Origin of the sequence: Halomonas organivorans (assembly GCF_014192055.1) — a bacterium.
In the GTDB taxonomy this organism is placed as follows: Bacteria; Pseudomonadota; Gammaproteobacteria; order Pseudomonadales; family Halomonadaceae; genus Halomonas; species Halomonas organivorans.
Genome location: NZ_JACHXM010000023.1, coordinates 1 through 19,934, shown reverse-complemented (window position 1 = coordinate 19,934; position 19,934 = coordinate 1). Strand labels below are relative to the sequence as shown.

At 67.4% G+C, this 19,934-nt stretch carries 17 protein-coding genes; 4 read left to right on the top strand and 13 right to left on the bottom strand.

Annotation, left to right across the window (positions count from 1 at the left end):
- Positions 1 to 59 precede the first annotated feature (59 nt).
- Positions 60 to 1,073, top strand: a complete 1,014-nt coding sequence (locus FHR96_RS22695; protein ID WP_183388928.1) for a helix-turn-helix domain-containing protein — start codon at positions 60 to 62, stop codon at positions 1,071 to 1,073.
- 367 nt (positions 1,074 to 1,440) lie between these two features.
- On the opposite strand, the gene leuA is transcribed toward FHR96_RS22695, so the two are convergent.
- The 7 genes from leuA to pgi all read right to left on the bottom strand — a co-directional run bounded on the left by leuA (position 1,441) and on the right by pgi (position 11,842).
- On the bottom strand, positions 1,441 to 3,147 hold the full coding sequence (gene leuA / locus FHR96_RS17035) for a 2-isopropylmalate synthase (RefSeq protein WP_183388927.1): 1,707 nt from the start codon (positions 3,145 to 3,147) through the stop codon (positions 1,441 to 1,443).
- Between the two features lie 368 nt (positions 3,148 to 3,515).
- The gene (locus FHR96_RS17030; protein WP_183388926.1) at positions 3,516 to 3,773 is read right to left on the bottom strand and encodes a TIGR02647 family protein; all 258 of its coding nucleotides are present in this window, start codon (positions 3,771 to 3,773) and stop codon (positions 3,516 to 3,518) included.
- Between the two features lie 76 nt (positions 3,774 to 3,849).
- Positions 3,850 to 5,073, bottom strand: a complete 1,224-nt coding sequence (gene serB / locus FHR96_RS17025; RefSeq protein WP_183388925.1) for a phosphoserine phosphatase SerB — start codon at positions 5,071 to 5,073, stop codon at positions 3,850 to 3,852.
- A gap of 82 nt (positions 5,074 to 5,155) precedes the next feature.
- Positions 5,156 to 7,417, bottom strand: coding sequence for a DNA topoisomerase IV subunit A (gene parC, locus FHR96_RS17020; protein WP_183388924.1), 2,262 nt, complete (start codon positions 7,415 to 7,417; stop codon positions 5,156 to 5,158).
- A 137-nt stretch (positions 7,418 to 7,554) separates the two neighbouring features.
- Positions 7,555 to 9,435, bottom strand: a complete 1,881-nt coding sequence (gene parE, locus FHR96_RS17015) for a DNA topoisomerase IV subunit B (RefSeq protein ID WP_183388923.1) — start codon at positions 9,433 to 9,435, stop codon at positions 7,555 to 7,557.
- Positions 9,436 to 9,474: 39 nt separating this feature from the next.
- Positions 9,475 to 10,101 carry a YqiA/YcfP family alpha/beta fold hydrolase gene (locus FHR96_RS17010; protein WP_183388922.1) on the bottom strand — a complete coding sequence of 209 codons (627 nt, stop codon included), beginning with the start codon at positions 10,099 to 10,101 and terminating at the stop codon, positions 9,475 to 9,477.
- Between the two features lie 55 nt (positions 10,102 to 10,156).
- Positions 10,157 to 11,842 (bottom strand): glucose-6-phosphate isomerase, encoded by a 1,686-nt coding sequence (gene pgi, locus FHR96_RS17005; RefSeq protein WP_183388921.1) that lies wholly within the window; start codon positions 11,840 to 11,842, stop codon positions 10,157 to 10,159.
- An 83-nt stretch (positions 11,843 to 11,925) separates the two neighbouring features.
- Here pgi and cmoA point away from each other — a divergent pair, with 83 nt between their 5' ends.
- The 3 genes from cmoA to FHR96_RS16990 all read left to right on the top strand — a co-directional run bounded on the left by cmoA (position 11,926) and on the right by FHR96_RS16990 (position 14,103).
- On the top strand, positions 11,926 to 12,669 hold the full coding sequence (gene cmoA / locus FHR96_RS17000; protein ID WP_183388970.1) for a carboxy-S-adenosyl-L-methionine synthase CmoA: 744 nt from the start codon (positions 11,926 to 11,928) through the stop codon (positions 12,667 to 12,669).
- A gap of 1 nt (position 12,670) precedes the next feature.
- The gene (gene cmoB, locus FHR96_RS16995; protein WP_183388920.1) at positions 12,671 to 13,663 is read left to right on the top strand and encodes a tRNA 5-methoxyuridine(34)/uridine 5-oxyacetic acid(34) synthase CmoB; all 993 of its coding nucleotides are present in this window, start codon (positions 12,671 to 12,673) and stop codon (positions 13,661 to 13,663) included.
- Positions 13,664 to 13,851: 188 nt separating this feature from the next.
- Complete coding sequence (locus FHR96_RS16990; protein ID WP_183388919.1) at positions 13,852 to 14,103, top strand: GlsB/YeaQ/YmgE family stress response membrane protein; 252 nt, start codon at positions 13,852 to 13,854, stop codon at positions 14,101 to 14,103.
- A gap of 178 nt (positions 14,104 to 14,281) precedes the next feature.
- Here FHR96_RS16990 and cysN read toward each other — a convergent pair whose 3' ends face one another.
- The 6 genes from cysN to FHR96_RS16960 form a co-directional block, all read right to left on the bottom strand.
- On the bottom strand, positions 14,282 to 15,709 hold the full coding sequence (gene cysN, locus FHR96_RS16985) for a sulfate adenylyltransferase subunit CysN (protein ID WP_183388918.1): 1,428 nt from the start codon (positions 15,707 to 15,709) through the stop codon (positions 14,282 to 14,284).
- Between the two features lie 204 nt (positions 15,710 to 15,913).
- Complete coding sequence (gene cysD / locus FHR96_RS16980; protein WP_246393006.1) at positions 15,914 to 16,891, bottom strand: sulfate adenylyltransferase subunit CysD; 978 nt, start codon at positions 16,889 to 16,891, stop codon at positions 15,914 to 15,916.
- A 115-nt stretch (positions 16,892 to 17,006) separates the two neighbouring features.
- Positions 17,007 to 17,741, bottom strand: a complete 735-nt coding sequence (locus FHR96_RS16975) for a metallophosphoesterase (protein WP_183388917.1) — start codon at positions 17,739 to 17,741, stop codon at positions 17,007 to 17,009.
- Positions 17,742 to 17,783: 42 nt separating this feature from the next.
- A complete protein-coding gene (locus FHR96_RS16970; protein WP_183388916.1) occupies positions 17,784 to 18,230 on the bottom strand; it encodes a DUF1249 domain-containing protein in 447 nt (148 codons plus the stop codon).
- A gap of 1 nt (position 18,231) precedes the next feature.
- Entirely contained in the window at positions 18,232 to 18,879 is a 648-nt protein-coding gene (locus tag FHR96_RS16965) for an NUDIX domain-containing protein (RefSeq protein ID WP_183388915.1), read from the bottom strand.
- Positions 18,880 to 18,985: 106 nt separating this feature from the next.
- Positions 18,986 to 19,630: a hypothetical protein gene (locus FHR96_RS16960; RefSeq protein WP_183388914.1), complete on the bottom strand. Its 645-nt coding sequence runs from the start codon at positions 19,628 to 19,630 to the stop codon at positions 18,986 to 18,988.
- Positions 19,631 to 19,934 lie beyond the last annotated feature (304 nt).

Below are 19,934 nucleotides of genomic sequence, written 5' to 3'. Positions count from 1 at the left end.
TGCCGATGCTGCGAATGACCTCGGCATCGGCGTCCGATCGACATCGACGGGAGAGTGACGTGGGCCAACCAGCGTTCAAACACGGGATCGGCGCTCGAGAACTGCGGGAACTGTCCAAGCCGCTGGTCAATCGCCAGCGCCTGGAGGCGCCCGCCTGGGATCGACGCACTGCTTTGCTCGACGGCCATATGAGCGTCGCCGAGCTGCAGCCGGGCATGCGGCTGCGGCTGGCCGACGTTCGCGACCGCTTCGGCCTCACCAGTCGGGCGGAGCTACCGGCCGGTCTCAAGATCGCCCTGGTCATCAAGGGAACAGCCCGGGTGCGCTACGGCCCCCATGAGGTCCATCTGGGCCCCGAGGCCGACAGCACCGGTCTAGTGGTTGCCCTGCCCACAGCCACCGAATTCGCCCGACTGGGCCGGCCCGGAGGCTTCGAGCGCACCCTGACCCTTGGCCTGTCGCCACACTGGCTGGCACGCCATGGCCTCAAGGAGCTGCTGGAAGCTGACAGCCCTCGCCTGGTGCGCTGGAACCCTACACAGGGCCTCCTCGCCCAGGCCTCGAGACTCTTCACGCCCGACGTCCTGGCACGCGACGATACGGCTCATCACCTGCAGTTGAGCGGCGTCGCTCTCTCACTGGCGGGCGAGGCGCTTACCTCAATAGCGTCGGGCCCCCTTACCCGCCAGCGATCGCTCACAGCGCGTGGTGCCCCGGGCGATCGCCGCCTGACACTGCTGATGGAGCTCATCGACAGCGGCCAGGCGGGGGGCAGCACCCAGGCCGAGCTGGCCCGCCGACTAGGCATGAGCCTGAGCAATCTGCAGCGGCGCTTCCGTGCCCAGCGGGGCGAATCCCTGGGACGCTTTCTGCGACGCTATTACCTGACACTGGCCCGCGATGCCCTGACGCGCGATGCGGTCGGCATCGAGAGCGCCGCCGAGCTGGCCGGCTACAGCAGCGCGCCCAACTTCGCCACCGCCTTCAAGCGCGAGTTCGGCCTCACGCCCAGCGAATGCCGCGCCGCCACCCGAACCGGGCCGGCGGCAGCCGAGGCCGATCCACGCTTGTAATTGCTCGAAGCCCTTAGCCCGTAGCCCGCAGCCGCTGCCAATAGTCCGTAGTCCGTAGTCCGTAGTCCGTAGCCCGTAGCCCGTAGCCCGCAGCCCGCAGCCCGTAGCCCGTAGCCCGTAGCCCGTAGCCCGCAGCCCGCAGCCCGCAGCCCGCAGCCCGCAGCCGCTGCCAATAGCCCGTAGCCCGTAGCCCGCAGCCCGCAGCCCGCAGCCCGCAGCCCGCAGCCCGCAGCCCGCAGCCCGCAGCCCGCAGCCCGCAGCCCGCAGCCCGCAGCCCGCAGCCCGGCATATTAGCGCCCCATAAAGAACAACCCCACCGGGAGGGCCCGATGGGGTTGCTCTTTCTTCGAGCTTCCAGCTTATGGCGTCAAGCCAAGGAGGCGGCGGTCACGTTGGCCGCCGGCGCTTCGGTGGAGTGCTTGCGGTTGATGGCACTCAGCACGCCCTTGATGGAGGCGCTGGTGATGCTCTCGTCGGTGCCGACGCCGAACACCGCCTCGCCGTTGACGCGCACTTCCACGTAGGCGATCGCCTCGGCGTCGGCGCCCTGGCCCCGGGAATGCTCGTGGTAGTCGATGATCTCCACGTCGTGGCCCTCGGCGGCCAGCGACTTGATGAAGGCCGCCAGCGGCCCGTTGCCCTGCCCCTGGATGACGCGCCGCTCGCCGCCCTCCTCGATGGTGGCCTCGAGGCTTACGGTGGGGCTGTCCGGCTCGGAAGACATGCGATGACTGATCAGGCCGAACGGCACGCGCTGATCGAGATACTCGTCCACGAACGCCTGGTAGATCATCTCGGAGGTGATCTCCTTGCCCAGTCGGTCGGCCACTTCCTGTACCACCTGGCTGAACTCGATGGACAGCCGGCGCGGCAGTTCGATGCCGTGTTCCTGCTCGAGCAGGTAGGAGACCCCGCCCTTGCCGGACTGGCTGTTGACGCGGATCACCGCCTCGTAGCTGCGACCCACGTCGAGCGGATCGATCGGCAGGTAGGGCACGGCCCAGACGCCGTCCGGGTTTTCGCGACGTTCGGCCATGCCTTTCTTGATGGCATCCTGGTGGGAGCCGGAAAAGGCGGTGAACACCAGGTCGCCGACATAGGGATGACGCGGGTGCACCGGCAGCTGGTTGCAATACTCCACCTCACGCATGATCGGCGTGATGTTGGAGAAGTCGAGCCCCGGGTGTACGCCCTGGGTGTAGAGATTCATGGCCAGGGTGACGAGGTCGACGTTGCCGGTGCGCTCGCCGTTGCCGAACAGGCAGCCCTCCACCCGGTCGGCGCCGGCCATCACCGCGAGCTCGGCGGCGGCGACGCCGGTGCCACGGTCGTTGTGCGGATGGACGCTGACGATCATGTGGTCGCGACGAGCGATATGACGGCAGAACCACTCGATCTGGTCGGCATAGTTGTTGGGCGTGGCGCATTCCACGGTGGCCGGCAGGTTGACGATCATCGGCTTGTCGGCGCTGGCCCCGAAGGTGGCCTCCACGGCATCGACGATCTCGACCGCGAAGTCCATCTCGGTGGTGGAGAACAGTTCCGGGGAGTACTGGAAGGTCCAGTTCGTCTCAGGGGCCGCCGCCATGTGCTCGCGGATGCGAGTGGTGGCATCCACGGCGATCTGGATGCACTCGGCCTTGTTGACGTTGAACACCACGCGGCGGAACACCGGATCGGTGGCGTTGTAGACGTGAACGATGGCATTCGTGGCGCCCTTCAGGGCCTCGAAGGTGCGGTCGATGAGATGCGGACGGGCCTGGGTGAGCACCTGGATGGTGACGTCGTCCGGCACCTTGCCATCCTCGATCAACGAGCGCACGAAGTCGAAGTCGGTCTGGGAGGCGGAGGGAAAGCCGACCTCGATCTGCTTGAAGCCGATCTTCACCAGCAGGTCGAAGAAGCGCTGCTTGCGTTCCTGGTCCATGGGATCGATCAACGCCTGATTGCCATCGCGCAGGTCGACCGCGCACCACTGGGGGGGCGTCTCGATGCGGCGGCTGGGCCACTGGCGATCGGGCAGGTCGACGGCCACAAAGGGGCGGTACTTGGCGGAGGGGTTATCGAGCATCATGGCGGCGTTCTCCCAGGGACGGTTTGTCGGATTCAGAAACGGCGACGCCCCGGCTGCCGGAAGGCAGACGGGGCGTCGTCGAAGTGTTCGGTCATGACCATCGCGACCCCACGAACCGGTCGGGCGGCGCGTACGACACAGGCAGCGGCGATGTTCATGGGAATAGCGTTAGCGGTGTGGGACATGTGACAACCTCGGTTCGACGAAACAGACGACGATGCAAGCGGCATCGCCCAGCGCACTCAGCGGCGGGCTAGTAGTCGTAGGTCGAGAACGAGGTTGTACGATGTCGTGTTCATGGCTCTAGCAAATCAGCCCGGAGACGGCTTGTCAACTCCTGCCTGCCTCCGGGCCGCTCCGTGCGAGGCTCAGGTGCTCAATTCCGCCGAGCCGAGGATGGTCATCAGGTCGCGGGCATGCTCGGCCGCTTCCTGCCCGAGGGTGGTGAGATAACCGCCATCGGCCTGGGTGACCAGCCCCTTGCGATGCAGGCGTTGGGTGGCCTCGATCATCTCCGGTTCGGCATTCGAATGCACCTTGATGCCTTCCTGATGATTGACCGGGTTGAACAGGCCGAGCACCTTGAGTTCGTCGAGCAGTTCCGGGGTATAGCTGGGCTGTGGCATGGCGCTTTCCTTGGCGTTGTGGTGAGCGTCCCTCGACGCTACCCCGCCTGGCCCGACGACGCCAGCGAAAACCGCCTCAGCCCTCCTCGAGATCGCCCTGCCGGTAGCCGATCAGGTACAGCACGGCATCCAGCCCCAGCGTGGAGATGGAATGCCGGGCCCTCTGACGCACCAGCGGCTTGGCGCGAAAGGCGATGCCGAGCCCGGCGGCGGCCAGCATCTTGAGGTCGTTGGCCCCGTCGCCCACGGCGATGGTCTGCTCCATGGCCAGCCCCTCGCGCTCGGCGATCTCGTGGAGCAGCGCGGCCTTGCGGTCGGCGTCGACGATCGGCTCGCGAACCTCTCCGGTGACCTTGCCGCCCTCGATCACCAGCTCGTTGGCATGCACCTCGTCGAAGCCAAGCTTGTCCTGCAGGTGACGCGCGAAGTAGGTGAAACCGCCGGAGAGGATAGCCGTGCGGTAACCCAGCCGCTTGAGCTGGCCCATCAGGCGCTCCAGGCCGTCCATCAGCGGCAGCTCCTCGGCGATCTCGGCGAGCACCGACTCGTCGAGCCCGCGGAGCTTCGCCATGCGTTCGCGAAAGCTCTGCTGGAAGTCCAGCTCGCCGCGCATGGCCCGCTCGGTGACCTCGGCCACCTCGTCGTAGACGCCGTGGCGGCGCGCCAGCTCGTCGATCACTTCGGCCTGGATCAGGGTCGAATCCATGTCGAAGCACACCAGGCGCCGGTGCCGGCGCCAGATCGAATCTTCCTGCAGGGCGATGTCGACGCCGTGCGCCGCCCCCAGCGCCAGGGCCTTCTCGCGCAGGGCTTCGAGGTCGATCTCCTCGCCGCGCAGCCAGCACTCGACGCAGGCGCCCTGGATGGCGTCATGCTCGCCGGGGACGCCACCGTCCAGCGGCTCGCGTCCGGAGAGCCGATGGATCAGCTCCACGGTCAGGCCGTGCTCGGCGGTCAGCGCGCCGACTTCGGCCAGGATGCCCGCCGGCAGGTGCGGCGCCAGCAGGGTCATGATCAGCCGCGGCTGGCTGGCCTGCACGCTCCAGCGGTGATAGTCCTCGGCGCTGACCTGGATGGCCTGGACATCGAGCCCCAGGTGATCGCCGGCCGCCGCCAGGGCCCCCTCCAGGTCCACGTCATGATCGAGCCCCACCAGCGCCTCCAGCGACACGATGCCGAAGGTCACGCTCTGGTTGATGTCGAGCAGCCGCGCGCCGCTCTGGGCCAGGGCCCGGCCCAGGCCGGCCAGTTGGCCAGGCCTGGCGGGACCGCTGGCGCGGATCAATAGTCGTCTAGTCATTGCAACCCCGATAGCTAGAAGCTCGAAGCTGGAAGCCGGAAGTGTGCCGGTTGCCAGCGCCGAGCCGGGTTTTCTTCACGCTTCAAGCTTCCGGCTTCAAGCTTTCCAGGCGGTCGACCTTCTGCAGGCCTCGGGGCAGCTTGCTGCCACGGCGGCCGCGTTCTCCCCGATAGTAGTCGAGATCCTCGGCCTTGAGCGTCAGCTTGCGCTTGCCGGCGTGCACCACCAGGGCCTGGCCGGGTGACAGCAGCGCCAGGTCGCGCAGGAATTCCTCGCGTCGCGCCGCCCGCGCCCCGGGGATGTCGAGCATCTTGTTGCCCTTGCCCTTGGCCAGCTCCGGCAGTTGATCCAGTGGGAAGACCAGCAGCCGCCCCTCGTTGGAGACCGCCGCGACGCTGATGCCCTCGCCGTCCGGCACCGCCAGGGGCGGCACCACGTTGCAGCCCTTGGGCACGCTGAGCACCGCCTTGCCGGCCTTGTTCTTGCCGGTGAGCGCCTCGAGGCTGGCGACGAAGCCGTAGCCGCCATCCGAGGCGAGCAGGTAACGGGTGGTCGGCAGCGCCAGCATGACGCCTGCCATATGCGCGCCGGCCGCCACGTTGACCCGACCGGTGACCGGCTCGCCCTGGCTGCGGGCGCTGGGCAGGTTATGCGCGGCCAGCGTGTAGGCGCGGCCGGTGTCGTCGAGCAGCACCAGCGGCTGGTTGGTCTTGCCTCGTGCAGCCAGGGCGAAGCGGTCGCCGGCCTTGTAGGAGAGCCCCGTCGGGTCGATGTCGTGGCCCTTGGCGGCACGGATCCAGCCCTTCTCGGAAAGCACGACCGTAATCGGATCGGCGCCGAGCAGCTCGACCTCGGACAGCGCCTTGGCCTCCTCGCGTTCGACCAGCGGCGAGCGACGCTCGTCGCCGTAGTCCTGCGCGGCGGTGCGCAGCTCCTCCTCGATCAGGTCGGTGAGCGCGGCCTCGGAGCCGAGCAGCTCTTCCAGGCGGGCGCGCTCGGCCTCGAGGTCGTCCTGCTCGCCGCGGATCTTCATCTCCTCGAGCTTGGCCAGGTGACGCAGGCGCAGCTCGAGGATCGCTTCGGCCTGACGCTCGCTGAGGCCGAAGGCCTCGATCAACGCGGCCTTGGGCTCGTCCTCCTCGCGGATGATGCGGATCACCTCGTCGATGTTGAGGTAGGCCGCGAGCAGGCCCTCGAGGATGTGCAGGCGATCCTGAACCTTGCCCAGTCGGTGCTCGAGGCGCCGGCGTACCGTGCTGCGCCGGAAGCGCAGCCACTCGCCGAGCAGGTCGGGCAGCGGCATGACCCGCGGCCGGCCGTCCAGGCCGATCACGTTCATGTTGATGCGGATGTTCTTCTCGAGGTCGGTGGTGGCGAACAGGTGCGCCATCAGCGCCTCGATATCGACGCGGTTGGAACGCGGCTCGATCACCAGCCGGGTGGGCTCCTCATGGGTCGACTCGTCGCGCAGGTCGGCGACCATGGGCAGCTTCTTGGCCTGCATCTGGCCGGCGATCTGTTCGAGCACCTTGGCGCCGCTGACCTGGTAGGGTAGCGCGCTGATCACCACGCTGCCCTCCTCCAGGCCGTAGCGGGCGCGCATCTTCACCGAACCGCGGCCGCTCTCGTAGACCTTGCGCAGCTCGGCCCGGGGGGTAATGACCTCGGCGGCGGTGGGAAAGTCCGGCCCCGGCAGGTACTCCACCAGATCGCCGGTGGTGGCCTCGGGATGGCGCAGCAGATGGCAGGTGGCCTCGACCACTTCGCCCACGTTGTGGGGCGGAATGTCGGTGGCCATGCCCACGGCGATGCCGGTACCGCCATTGAGCAGCACGTGGGGCAGCCGCGAGGGCAGCACCACCGGCTCCTGCATGGTGCCGTCGAAGTTGGGCGTCCAGTCCACGGTGCCCTGGCCGAGCTCGGCGAGCAGCACCTCGGCGAACTTCGACAGCCGCGCCTCGGTATAGCGCATGGCGGCGAAGGACTTGGGATCGTCGGGGCTGCCCCAGTTGCCCTGGCCGTCCACCAACGGATAGCGATAGCTGAACGACTGCGCCATCAGCACCATGGCCTCGTAGCAGGCGCTGTCACCGTGAGGATGGAACTTGCCGAGCACGTCGCCGACGGTACGCGCCGACTTCTTGTACTTGGCGCTGGCGTTCAGCGCCAGCTCGCGCATGGCGTAGACGATGCGCCGCTGGACCGGTTTCATGCCGTCGCCGATATGCGGCAACGCCCGGTCGAGGATGACGTACATCGAGTAGTCGAGGTACGCCTTCTCGGTGTACTCGCGGAGGGACAGGCGCTCGACGTCGCCCTCCGCCACCTGGATATCCATGGTCATAGCACGGTGACCTTCTTATACGATCGTGGGATCTTTGAGGAGAGTGCCCTCTTCAACCTCTGTGATGAGCTGGAAGCTTGAAGCTGGAAGTTTCCCCCGGAACATCGCGGGTTTTCTTCAAGCTTCCGGCTTCCAGCTTAAACTTCTATCTCAGCGAGGTTGCCGTAGTCCTCGAGCCAGCTCTTGCGGTCGGAGGCGCGCTTGCGGGCCAGCAGCATGTCCATCATCTCGAGGGTGCCGTCGCCTTCCTCGCGGGTCAGCTGCACCAGGCGACGGGTGTCGGCGGCCATGGTGGTCTCGCGCAGCTGCAGCGGGCTCATCTCGCCCAGGCCCTTGAAGCGCTGGACGTTGGGCGTGCCACGCTTGCCTTCCAGGCGCTTGAGAATCGCCGCCTTCTCGCTCTCGTCCAGGGCGTAGAAGACCTCCTTGCCCAGGTCGATGCGATACAGCGGCGGCATGGCCACGAAGACGTGGCCGGCGTCGACCAGCGCCGGGAAATGGCGCACGAACAGCGCGCACAGCAGGGTGGCGATGTGCAGGCCGTCGGAGTCGGCGTCGGCGAGGATGCAGATCTTGTGGTAGCGCAGCTTGGAGAGGTCGTCGCTGCCCGGGTCCATGCCGATCGCCACGGCGATGTCGTGGACTTCCTGGGAACCGTAGATGTCGTGGGACTCCACCTCCCAGGTGTTGAGGATCTTGCCGCGCAGCGGCAGGATCGCCTGACTCTCGCGGTCCCGGGCCTGCTTGGCGCTGCCGCCTGCCGAGTCGCCCTCGACCAGGAACAGCTCGCTGGCGGCGGGATCCTGGCCACTGCAGTCGGCCAGCTTGCCGGGCAGAGCGGGGCCCGAGGTGACCTTCTTGCGCGCCACCTTCTTGGCGCTTTTCTGGCGCCGCTGGGCGGCGCTGATCACCAGCTCGGCCAGCGCCTCGGCCTGGTCGACGTGGTGGTTGAGCCACAGCGAGAAGGCATCCTTGACCACCCCGGAGACGAAGCCGGCCACGGTGCGCGACGACAGCCGCTCCTTGGTCTGGCCGGCGAACTGGGGATCGAGCATCTTCACCGAGAGCACGAAAGCGACCCGCTCCCAGAGGTCCTCGGCGGTCAGCTTCACGCCGCGCGGCAGCAGGCTACGGTAGTCGCAGAACTCGCGCAGCGCTTCCAGCAGGCCGGCGCGCAGGCCGTTGACGTGAGTGCCGCCCTGGGGCGTGGGGATCAGGTTGACGTAGCTTTCGAGCAGCGGCTCGCCGCCCTCCGGCAGCCACTGCACGGCCCAGTCCACGCCGTGCTCCTCGTCGGCGAAGTGGCCGACGAAGGGTGAGGACGGCAGCACCTCATAGCCGTCGGTGGCCTGGGCCAGGTAGTCGCGCAGGCCGTCCTCGAACTGCCACACGCTCTGGGTGCCGTCGGCTTCGGTGAGAGTGACCTCGAGCCCAGGACAGAGCACCGCCTTGGCACGCAGCAGGTGCTTGAGGCGCGACAGGGACAGCCGCGGCGAATCGAAGTAGCTTCCTTCCGGCCAGAAACGCACCAGGGTGCCGGTGGCGCGCTTGGCGGCGGAACCGATGACCTCCAGCGGCGAAGCCGTCTCGCCGTGCTCGAACGCCATGCCGTGGCGTTCGCCCCCCTTGAGCACCTCGACTTCGAGACGCTTGGAGAGCGCGTTGACCACCGAGACGCCGACGCCGTGCAGGCCGCCGGAGAAGCGATAGCTCGAGGAGGAGAACTTTCCGCCGGCGTGCAGCTTGGTCATGATCAGCTCGACCCCGGAGACGCCGTGCTCCGGGTGGATGTCGATGGGCATGCCGCGGCCGTCGTCGCTGACCTCGACGCCGCCGTCCTCGAACAGTCGCACGCCGATGCGCTTGGCGTGACCGGCCAGCGCCTCGTCGACGCTGTTGTCGATGACCTCCTGCACCAGGTGGTTGGGGCGCGCGGTGTCGGTGTACATGCCCGGGCGCTTGCGCACCGGTTCGAGCCCGGCGAGCACCTCGATCGAGCTGGCACTGTATTGGGTCATGGCGTCGTCTGTTTCCTATGCATGTTCGAATCCACGCGTTCAGCCGCGGGCTGCCACTCGGCCAGGCGCCAGGGCATGACCGCCCTGGGCGAGGATCGCCGGCAGGTAGTCGGCCAGTGACGAGAAACCGTGGTCGCCGCCGGGGTGGAGGATGGTCCTGGCCCCCTGATAGAACGCGAAGGCGTCGCGGCAGTCCAGCGTCTCGTCGGCGGTGCCCAGCAGCAGCAGGTAGCGCTCAGCCGTGATCCGGGTCGGCGTCATGTGCTCCAGCGCCCGACGATGGGCGGCCTCGACCACGAAACGCTCGCCGCTGTACGGGTTGACGAAGGCCTCGCCGATCCAGGCGTCCACCAGCCGTGCCGGGGTGACCGCCGGATTGATCAGCGCCCCCGGCAGATCGTGGCGCTCGGCAATCACCGTGGCCAGGAAGCCGCCCATGGAGCTGCCAACCACCAGCGGACGATCGCCCAATGCGCCGAGCCGGGCGGCGGCTTCGTCCAAAGCCTGTTCGGGACGATGCGGCAGGTCCGGCGTGGCACAGGGCAAGCCGAGTCCCGCGCAGGCCTCGCGCACCAGCGCCGCCTTGGGCGAGGCGGCGCCGCTGTTGAAGCCATGCAGGTAGAGCACCCCGCTGGTCGGCACCCGCGGCAGACCGGCGCTCAGCATACCCGACACCCTGTATAAATGGCCAGCCCGACACCGATCATGGACCTCGAGCGGATCATGCGTCCGCCTGCGGTTCGGCCGCCCACACCGCCTCGATCAGCCCGCGCGTGGAGTCGTCCATGCCCTCGAGGCCGGCCTCGCGCTGGAGGATGCGCTGCGTCTCTCCGGCCAGGGTCTTGCCCAGCTCCACGCCCCACTGGTCGAAGGGATTGATGTCCCAGATCGTCGCCTGGACGAACACCTTGTGCTCGTAAAGGGCGACCAGCGCTCCCAGCGTCTGGGGAGTGAGCCGGTCGAGCAGCAGGGTGCTGGACGGCTGATTGCCGCGATAGCGGCGATGGCCGGGTCGCGGACCGTCATCGGCCACGGCGGCGTCGCCGAGCATCAGCGCCCGGGACTGGGCGAAGCAGTTGGCCAGCGTCAGGCGATGCTGGCCCATCAGGTGATCGCGGGTCGCCGGGTCGGCGACATCGTCGTAGCGCACCCGGGGCGCGATGAAGTCACACTCCACGGCCTGGGTGCCCTGGTGGAGCAGCTGGTAGAAGGCGTGCTGGGCGTTGGGGCCGAGCTGCCCCCACAGCACCGGGCAGGTGGAGTAGCCCACCGGCTCGCCGTCGTTGGTCACCGACTTGCCGTTGGACTCCATCTCGAGCTGTTCCAGGTAGGCGGCGAAGTACTCCAGTCGGCCGTCGTAGGGCAGGATGGAGTGGGCGCGGATATCGAGGAAGTTGACGTTCCAGATCCCCGCCAGCGCCAGCAGCACCGGCAGGTTGTCGGCCAGCGGCGCCTCGTGGAAGTGGCGATCCATGGCATGGGCCCCGGCCAGCAGGCCGCGGAAATTCGCCATGCCCACCACCAGGGCGATGGGCAGCCCGATGGCGCCCCACAGCGAGTAGCGTCCGCCCACCCATTCCCAGAACTCGAGCTGGTGCGCCGGGGCGATTCCCCATTCGGCCATCTTCTCGGGGCTCGCCGAGACCCCGATGAAGTGCTGGCGCATCACCAGCGACTCGTCGACGCCCTCCTGGCGTGCGCCGCCCAGCAACCGCGCCTTGAGCCAGTCGCGGGCGGTGCGGGCGTTGGACAGGGTGTCGATGGTGGTGAACGACTTCGACGACAGCACGAACAGCGTGGTCTCGGGATTGAGCCGCGCCAGATAGTCGGCGAGCTGCGAGCCGTCCATGGTCGAGGCGAAGTGCACGTCGACGCGATGGACATCGTCGGGGCGGTAGTCGGCCAGCGCATGGGTGACCATCAGCGGCCCCAGGTCGGAGCCGCCGACGCCGAGATTGACCACGTCACGGATCGGCTTGCCGGTGGCACCGCGCCACTGGCCGGCATGAAAGCGCTCGACCATGTCCTCCATGCGATCCAGGGTGGCATGCACCGAGGCCACCAGGTCCTGCCCCTCGACCTCGAGCCGGGCATCCGCCGGCAGCCGCAGGGCGGTGTGAAGCGCCGGCCGGTCCTCGCTGCGATTGACACGCTCGCCGGCCAGCAGCCGGTGAACGGCCTCGGGGACCTTGGCATCCCGGGCCAGGTCCAGCAGCATGTCGAGCGTCTGCTCGCTCCAGCGCTGCTTGGAGAGATCCAGCGTCAGTCCGGCGGCGTGCCGGGTGAAGGTGGAGTATCGTCCCTGGTGCTCGGCGAAGAGCTCGCGCAGGTGGCGTTGCCCCATGCTCGCGGCATGGTCCTTCAGGGCGCGCCAAGCACCCCGCTGATCGACGGGGGGGTGGCTCATGGTGGCCTCCTGGGTCTTTCGTGCAGCCGACGGCAGGGAGGCGTAGAATGGCGGCCTTTCAGCCCACTTCCCCAGCCCTGCCCATGTGTGACGCATCTTACCGTGACGCCATCTTTTCCACACCCCTGGACCGGGTGGCACGATTTTCGTTCGACGAGCGGGTAGTGGCCTGCTTTCCCGACATGATTCGCCGCTCGGTGCCAGGCTACGGCCAGATCCTGGCCATGCTCGGCCCGCTGGCCCGTCGACACCTGCGCCACGGCGGCCATGTCTACGACCTGGGCTGCTCGCTGGGTGCCGCCGGCCTGGCCCTGGCCGGCCAGCTGCCACCGGCGGCCTTCCGCTACACCGGGGTGGACCTCTCCCCCACCATGGTCGAGCGGGCCCGCGAGACGCTGACCACCGAAAGTCCGGATCACGACCTGACGGTTACCGAGGGCGATATCCGCGCCCTCGACTACGAACCCTCGGGGATGATCCTGCTCAACTTCACCCTGCAGTTCCTGGCGCCCGAAGATCGCGACGCCGTGATCGCAAGCCTCTATGACGCCCTGGAGCCCGGCGGCGTGCTGGTGCTCTCCGAGAAGATCAAGGCCGCCGACGAGCAGGACAACGCCTGGCTGGTGGAGCGCTACCACGACTTCAAGCGCGCCAACGGCTACAGCGAACTGGAGATCAGCCAGAAGCGTACCGCGCTGGAGAACGTGCTGGTGCCGGACACCCTGGAAGCCCACCAGGCGCGGCTGGCCCGTGCCGGCTTCTCGCGCTCGCTGGTGTGGTTCCAGTACCTGAACTTCGCCTCGCTGATCGCCTTCAAGGAGGATTGAAGTGCCGATTCCCGCCGCCCACCGCCCGCTCTACCAGGCCTTCCTCGACCGCGGCCTCGACGCCTGGCTGGCCCGGCTGCCCGAGCAGCTGGCTCGTGGCCTCGACCGCTCGCGATTCGGCGACCTGCCGGCCTGGGAGAAGGCGGTGGCCAAGCTGCCGCCGCTGCCGGAGGGCCGCGAGGTGCGCCTCGACGCCGACCACGTCACCGTGGACGTCGCCCTCGACGCCTCGCGACGCCGCCAGAGCGAGAGCCTGCTGCGCGTGCTGGCACCCTGGCGCAAGGGCCCCTATCGACTCGGCGGGGTGACCATCGACACCGAGTGGCGCTCCGACTGGAAGTGGCAGCGAGTGGCCCCGCACCTGGCACAGCTGAGCGGCCGCAAGGTGCTCGACGTGGGCGGCGGCAATGGCTATCACGCCTGGCGCATGGCCGGCGACGGCGCCGACTTCGTGCTGGTGATCGATCCCTCGCCACGCTTCTACTGGCAGTTCCAGGCGGTGCGCCACTTCGTCGGCGATGCCGACGGCGGCGCAGTGCACTTCCTGCCGGTGGGCATCGAGGACGTGCCGGAAGAGCTGGCCTTCTTCGACACCGTGTTCTCGATGGGCGTGCTCTACCACCGTCCCTCGCCGCTCGAGCACCTGGCTCAGCTCAAGGCCGCGCTGCGCCCCGGCGGCGAGCTGGTGCTGGAGACCCTGGTGGTCGAGGGCGACGCCACCACGGTGCTGCTACCGGGCGAGCGCTATGCCGCCATGCCCAACGTCTACTTCCTGCCCTCCTCCGCCGCGCTGTGCCAGTGGCTCGAGCGCGCCGGCTTCGACAACGTGCGGGTGGTCGACGAGGCCGACACCTCGCTGGACGAGCAGCGCGCCACCGACTGGATGACCTTCCAGTCGCTGGCCGACTTCCTCGACCCGGAGGATCCGTCGCAGACTCGCGAGGGTCACCCGGCACCGCGCCGCGCGGTGCTGATCGCCAACCGGCCGGGCTGATATCGGCTACCGCGGACATTGGCTGCGAGGAAGTCGCTTCACATTTATTCAGCGCTTCCCTGGAAAGCGGTGTGATACCGTGGTGGCCGGCGCCACACGCCCACTCCCACCTTGTCGGCACCTGCCGCACGGGAACGGGGCCTGTGGCCGTCATCGAGACGGACCACTACCAAGCAAGGAGAGCCATCATGGGATTTCTATCGTGGATTCTGTTCGGCCTGATCGCCGGCGTCCTCGCCAAATGGATCATGCCGGGCAAGGACCCGGGCGGCATTATCGTGACCATCCTGATCGGTGTCGCCGGGGCCTTCGTGGGCGGCTGGCTCGGCTCCCTCGTCGGGGTCGGCTCGATGGGTGACTTCAGCCTGGGCAGCTTCGTCACGGCCATCGTGGGCGCACTGGTCCTGCTGGCCGGCTACCGGATGCTCAAGAAGGCCTGACGCGCCCTCGGGGTCGTCCCATCCACAGGGCAGACGCGAGAAAGCCGCTCCGAAAGAGCGGCTTTCTCGTTGTGCGGCGAACCGGCAGATCGGTGTCACCGCCACATGATGCCACCCGATGAGACGCCAAGGGCCCGGCGACCGAGGTCGCCGGGCCCTTGATGGCAGGAGCATACGCTTACTTGAGCAGCTCGCGAACGTCCTTGGCCTCCCAGTGCGGGAAGTATTTGCGCACCAGGGCATTGAGCTCGACCTCGAAACCGGCCCAGTCGACCTCGCCCGACGCCACGCCGTCACCGGCCTCGGCCGCGCCGCGGATCATGCCCGCCCCCACGGTGACGTTGGACAGCCGGTCGATGACGATGAAGCTGCCGGTACCCGGGCTGCGCTCGTAGGCGTCGATCGGCACTTCGCCGGTCAGCGCCACACGGCAGCGGGCGATGGCGTTGAGCTCGAGACGTTCGGCGTCGTGATGCTCCAGGGTGTTGACGTCCACCTGGTAGTGGATGGCCTCGATCTGACCGGCCACGGAGCGCCCGGCGAGGCGAATGTCGACCTGACGGCCCGGCTCGAGGGCCTGCTCGTTCATCCACACGAGATCGGCATCGAAGGCAATGGCTTCGGCCACCTCGGCGTCGGCGGCGACGATCCAGTCGCCACGCGAAATGTCGATCTCGTCAGCCAGGGTCACGGTGATCGCCTGACCCGGCCAGGCATCCTCCAGATCGCCGTCGAAGGTGACGATGCGCTCGACCGTGGAGGTCTTGCCGGACGGCAGCACCTTGATCGCCTGACCGGGGCGCAGCACGCCCGCCTCCAGGGTCCCGGCGTAGCCGCGGAAGTCCAGGTTCGGGCGGTTGACGTACTGCACCGGCAGGCGCAGGTCGGTCAGGTTATGGTCGGCACGCACCTCGACGCTCTCGAGCAGTTCCAGCAGCGCCGGGCCGGCGTACCAGCTCATCGCCTCGCTCTTGTTGACGACGTTGTCGCCCTTGAGCGCCGAGAGCGGCACGAAGCGGATGTCATCGGCACCGAGCTGCTCGGCGAAGGCGCGATATTCGGCGACGATCTCGTCGAAGCGCTGCTGGCTGTAGTCCACCAGGTCCATCTTGTTGATCGCGATCACCAGGTGGCGGATGCCGACCAGGTCGGCGATGAAGCTGTGCCGCTTGGTCTGGGTCTGCACGCCGTAGCGGGCGTCGATCAGAATCACTGCCAGACCCGCGGTGGAAGCCCCGGTGGCCATGTTGCGGGTGTACTGCTCATGTCCCGGGGTATCGGCGATGATGAACTTGCGCTTGTCGGTGGAGAAGAAGCGATAGGCCACGTCGATGGTGATGCCCTGCTCCCGCTCGGACTGCAGGCCATCGACCAGCAGCGCCAGGTCCACCTCTTCGCCGGTGGTGCCGCTCTTCTTCGACGCCTGGGTGATGGCCGCCAGCTGGTCGTCGAAGATCATCTTGGAGTCGTGCAGCAGCCGGCCGATCAGGGTCGACTTGCCGTCGTCGACGCTGCCGCAGGTGATGAAGCGCAGCAGGTCCTTGTTCTCGTGCTCGTGGAGATAGGCTTCGATATCGTCGGCTATCAAATCCGATGCATGTGCCATGTAACACACCTGTAGCTGTAAGCTGTAAGCCGGAAGCTGGAAGAACCCCGGAGTTCCCCGACTCACCGCTGAATATCTTGCGTTGGATAACCTTGCCGGTGACCTGCATGCCTGAAGCTTCCCGAATCCTGCCAGGAATCCCTCCTGGGGTGTCTTTCAGCTTCAAGCTTAGGGCTTCCGGCTTTCTAACACGCCGGAGGCGCGTTAGAAGTACCCCTCGCGCTTCTTCTTCTCCATCGAGCCGGCCTGGTCGTGATCGATGGCGCGGCCGCTGCGCTCGCTGGTGCGGGTCAGCAGCATTTCCTGGATGATCTCGGGCAGCGTGGTAGCCCTGGACTCCACTGCGCCCGTCAGCGGGTAGCAGCCGAGCGTGCGGAAGCGCACCCATTTCTCTTCGGGCACCTCGCCCTCTTCGAGCGGCATGCGGTCGTCGTCGACCATGATCTGCATGCCGTCGCGCTCGACCACCGGACGCGGCGCGGAGAAATACAGCGGCACGATGGGGATCGACTCGAGATAGATGTACTGCCAGATGTCCAGCTCGGTCCAGTTGGAGAGCGGGAAGGCGCGGATCGACTCGCCCTTGTTGACCCGGGCGTTGTAGAGGTTCCACAGCTCGGGGCGCTGATTCTTGGGATCCCAGCGGTGATACTTGTCGCGGAACGAGAACACTCGCTCCTTGGCGCGGCTGGCTTCCTCGTCGCGGCGCGCGCCGCCGAAGGCGGCATCGAAACCGTACTTGTCCAGGGCCTGCTTGAGGGACTGGGTCTTCATCACGTCGGTATAACCGCTGGAGCCATGATCGAACGGGTTGATACCGGCGGCCCGGCCTTCCTCGTTGATGTGCTCGATCAGCTCCATCCCGGACTCCGCGGCCATGCGGTCGCGGAACTCGATCATCTCGCGGAACTTCCAGGTCGTGTTGACGTGCATCAGCGGAAACGGCGGCGGCCCCGGATAGAAGGCCTTGCGCGCCAGATGCAGCATCACCGAGGAATCCTTGCCGATGGAATAGAGCATCACCGGGTTGGAAAACTCGGCCGCCACCTCGCGGATGATATGGATGGACTCGGCTTCCAGCTGCTGCAGATGGGTCAGCCGCCGCGGCGTCAGGCCGGCGGGGGCGCTGCTGCCCTCGGCCTGGACGGCGCTCTCGCGTGTCGGTGCATGAAGACTGTTCATGGCCCGGCTACCTCGCATGACGTGGGCGGAAAGGGAATCATGCGACAGAGGGTACCGTCTTCGCGATAATAACGTAAAAGAATTAATATCTATCTTTTTAGACGTAATAGAGCTATCAAGGCGCAACGCGCTCGACCCAGGTCTCGAGTTTCCCTACTCCCAGGTCGATCACCCTGAAACCTGGCCAGGCGGCCTCGTCCACGGCGAAGTCGATGGAGCCCGGCAGGAACTGGTCGCTGGTCGAGGGACAGCCGTAGACCGGCACCCTGCCGGCCGATGCGGGGCCGTGGCCGCTGAAGGCTTGGTGAATATGGCCACACAACACCGCCTCGACGTGCCGGTGGCCGGCCAGGCAGTCCCAGAAGGCCGCAGCATCCCTCAAGCCTAGTGCGTCCATCCAGGCGGAGCCCACCGCCACGGGCGGATGGTGCATGGCCACCAGGGTCGGACGGGTATCCTCGGCGAGCCGCTCGTCCAGCGCCGCCAGGCGCGCCACGCCGAGTTCGCCGGCCTCCTCGCCAATTCGCTGGGTGTCGAGCAGCAGCAACCGACGCTCGCCCAGCGCCAGGGTCGCGTCGAAGTGGCGGCACTCGGCCATCAGGCGGGGCTCGTCATGGTTGCCGGGCAGCCAGCTCCATGGGCAGCCGAAGCCCGAGAACAGGCGTGCCGCCTCGGCATAGGACGCCGCAGAGCGATCCTCGCTGACGTCTCCGGTAACCAGCACCAGGTCGGGGCGCAGGCGCAAGGCAGCGGCTACCACGCGCTCGAGTTGTCGCTGCGGCACGCCGATGCGCGAGCGTGCGTGGCGGTCGGCATGCAGGTGGCAGTCGGTCAGTTGGATCAGTCGCATTGGACCAGGCGGCTCATCGGTGAAGCTTGTCGAGGAAAGGCGTCAGGGAAGTTCGGGCAGATCCAGGGAATGGCCGTGGGCCAGCCCGTGGTCGAGCCACTCGCCGAGGAAGCGGTTGAGCTGGAGCTTTTCGTCGGGCTGGTGCATGCGGGCGTTGGGGTAGCGATAGCGACCATCGAAGTGCCGCTGGCGCTGGAAGTCGTTGACCTCGGCCATGCGCACGTCGTGATAGAGGTGCACCCGCATGCGCGGCGTCTCGAGCACCCCATCGAGCACACCGCGCTGGGAGACCCGCACGATGCTGGTGTAGGGCGCTCGCTCCAGGAGCTCCAGGCACAGCGCGCCGACCCGGCGCCCATGGCTGACCAGCTCCACTTCACGCGTCTCGCCGACCTCCATGTCGCCCAGCAGGCGGCTCAGCCGCACGTAGTTGGCGGTGCACTCGCCCTGCAGGGTCTTCAGGTCAGTCACGTAGGCGTTTCTCGACACGCTACCTCCTCGCTCTCAATGAGGCCCGCTCCGCCGCCAGCCAGTGGAAGGCGATCAGGCACATGGCATTGTCGAGTCGACCGGCCATCAGGAGTTCCCAGGCGCGGGCGAAGGACAGCACATGCACGCGAATATCCTCGTGTTCCTCGTCGAGGCCATGGATACCGCCCAGGCCGCGGCTGTCGACGAGGCCGCAGAACAGCGTGACCCGCTCATCGCAGGCCCCGGGGCTCGGATAGTAGGTATGCAGCTCGATCAGCTCGCCCACCGTACAACCGGCCTCTTCCTCGGCCTCCCGACGGGCCACCTCGGCCAGACTCTCGCCATGCTCGACCAGCCCCGCCACGATTTCCAGCTTCCAGGGCGAGTCGGGATCGGCCAGGGCACCGGGGCGAAACTGCTCCACCAGCGCCACGGCGTCTCGTTCCACATCGTAGAGCAGGACGCCCACGGCGTCATGGCGGTGATGCACCTCGCGCACCATCGGAGCACTCCAGCCCCCCTCGAAGAGGCGGTGCCGCAAATGCAGCTCATCGAGGCGAAAGAACCCCTGGTGCAGGCAGCGGCGCTCGGTCAGCTCCACGTCGCCGGCATCGAAAGGCGCGGCGGCCAGGGCATCGAGCGGCTGGGTGCGATCGGTGTCCGACATGGCCCCTCCGGTGAATACGAAAGGGTCCATTATCAGGGTCCGTGGCAGGCCTGCCAACCTCGCGGCTCATCGAACCGTCGTCAGCCGCCCTGAAATCCGCCGCGGGCTATTCGTTCCCCAGGCGCTCGACCATGGCCCTTGCCTGGGCGCGCAACGCGGCGTCGGAGGCCTCGCGCCCCTCTCGGATCGGGCCATTCAGGGCGCGCCGCGCATGGGCCAAGGCCTCGGCGTCCCGCCCCTCGTCCTCGAGGAAAGCCGCGTAATAGGTATTGACGTCGATGCCGTCGGGACGTATCGCTTCGGCACGCTGGAACATCTGTGCGGCGGTATCGTCGTCGCCGAAGGCCACCGGCCACCCCGGCGCCCGATCATAGAGCGCGCCGAGGGTCACATAGGCCGAGCCATGATAGCCCTGGGGATCGAGCTCGAGGGCCGATTCCAGCACCCGACGCGCTTCCTTGGCCGCTCCCAGGGCGTCCAGGCCGCCGCTCTCCCGGGCCAGAGATGCCAGGATGATGCCTTGCCAGACCCTCACGGCCGCGGCGTCGGGATTGACCTGCGCCAGCGTCTTCGCCTCCGCGGCGAGGGCCTCCAGGGCGTCGGCGCGCCGTGCCTCCGGCATGGCGGTGGTGGTGTGCTCCCAGCGGCTGCGTAGCGAGAATAGCTCGTTTTCCCAGGCCAGGGCCGAGAGCGTCGGTGCGAACACGAGCCCTATCCCGAGAACAAGGGAGAGCAATCGATGTGTGGGCATGGCGGTTTCCTCGTGCATTGTGGTTATTGGGCGTCACCACCAAAATGTAACGAACGTTTGAATTAATCGCCAGCCGGATATGGATCATCCTCTCGCCTGCTCGACGCCGTTTGCGATGCGTCATAAAAAAGGCGGCCCGAGGGCCGCCAAACACTTACCGCTTGCCAATCTGTACGTGAACGTCTGGCCTCAGGCCTCGCGCTTGCCGCCGACCAGGCGGCTGACGCCGGCCGGGTTGCCGTCGCGGATGGCCTCGGGCAACAGGCCCTGGGGCAGGTTCTGGTAGCACACCGGGCGCAGGAAG

Coding starts and splice junctions, on each gene's coding strand:
- serB (WP_183388925.1), bottom strand. CDS start 5,073: ATGACTAGACGACTATTGATCCGCGCCAGCGGTCCCGCCAGGCCTGGC.
- FHR96_RS17030 (WP_183388926.1), bottom strand. CDS start 3,773: ATGCCACAGCCCAGCTATACCCCGGAACTGCTCGACGAACTCAAGGTG.
- FHR96_RS16965 (WP_183388915.1), bottom strand. CDS start 18,879: ATGTCGGACACCGATCGCACCCAGCCGCTCGATGCCCTGGCCGCCGCG.
- pgi (WP_183388921.1), bottom strand. CDS start 11,842: ATGAGCCACCCCCCCGTCGATCAGCGGGGTGCTTGGCGCGCCCTGAAG.
- leuA (WP_183388927.1), bottom strand. CDS start 3,147: ATGATGCTCGATAACCCCTCCGCCAAGTACCGCCCCTTTGTGGCCGTC.
- parC (WP_183388924.1), bottom strand. CDS start 7,417: ATGACCATGGATATCCAGGTGGCGGAGGGCGACGTCGAGCGCCTGTCC.
- FHR96_RS16960 (WP_183388914.1), bottom strand. CDS start 19,630: ATGCCCACACATCGATTGCTCTCCCTTGTTCTCGGGATAGGGCTCGTG.
- cysN (WP_183388918.1), bottom strand. CDS start 15,709: ATGGCACATGCATCGGATTTGATAGCCGACGATATCGAAGCCTATCTC.
- parE (WP_183388923.1), bottom strand. CDS start 9,435: ATGACCCAATACAGTGCCAGCTCGATCGAGGTGCTCGCCGGGCTCGAA.
- cmoA (WP_183388970.1), top strand. CDS start 11,926: ATGTGTGACGCATCTTACCGTGACGCCATCTTTTCCACACCCCTGGAC.
- cysD (WP_246393006.1), bottom strand. CDS start 16,891: ATGAACAGTCTTCATGCACCGACACGCGAGAGCGCCGTCCAGGCCGAG.
- FHR96_RS17010 (WP_183388922.1), bottom strand. CDS start 10,101: ATGCTGAGCGCCGGTCTGCCGCGGGTGCCGACCAGCGGGGTGCTCTAC.
- FHR96_RS16975 (WP_183388917.1), bottom strand. CDS start 17,741: ATGCGACTGATCCAACTGACCGACTGCCACCTGCATGCCGACCGCCAC.
- FHR96_RS16990 (WP_183388919.1), top strand. CDS start 13,852: ATGGGATTTCTATCGTGGATTCTGTTCGGCCTGATCGCCGGCGTCCTC.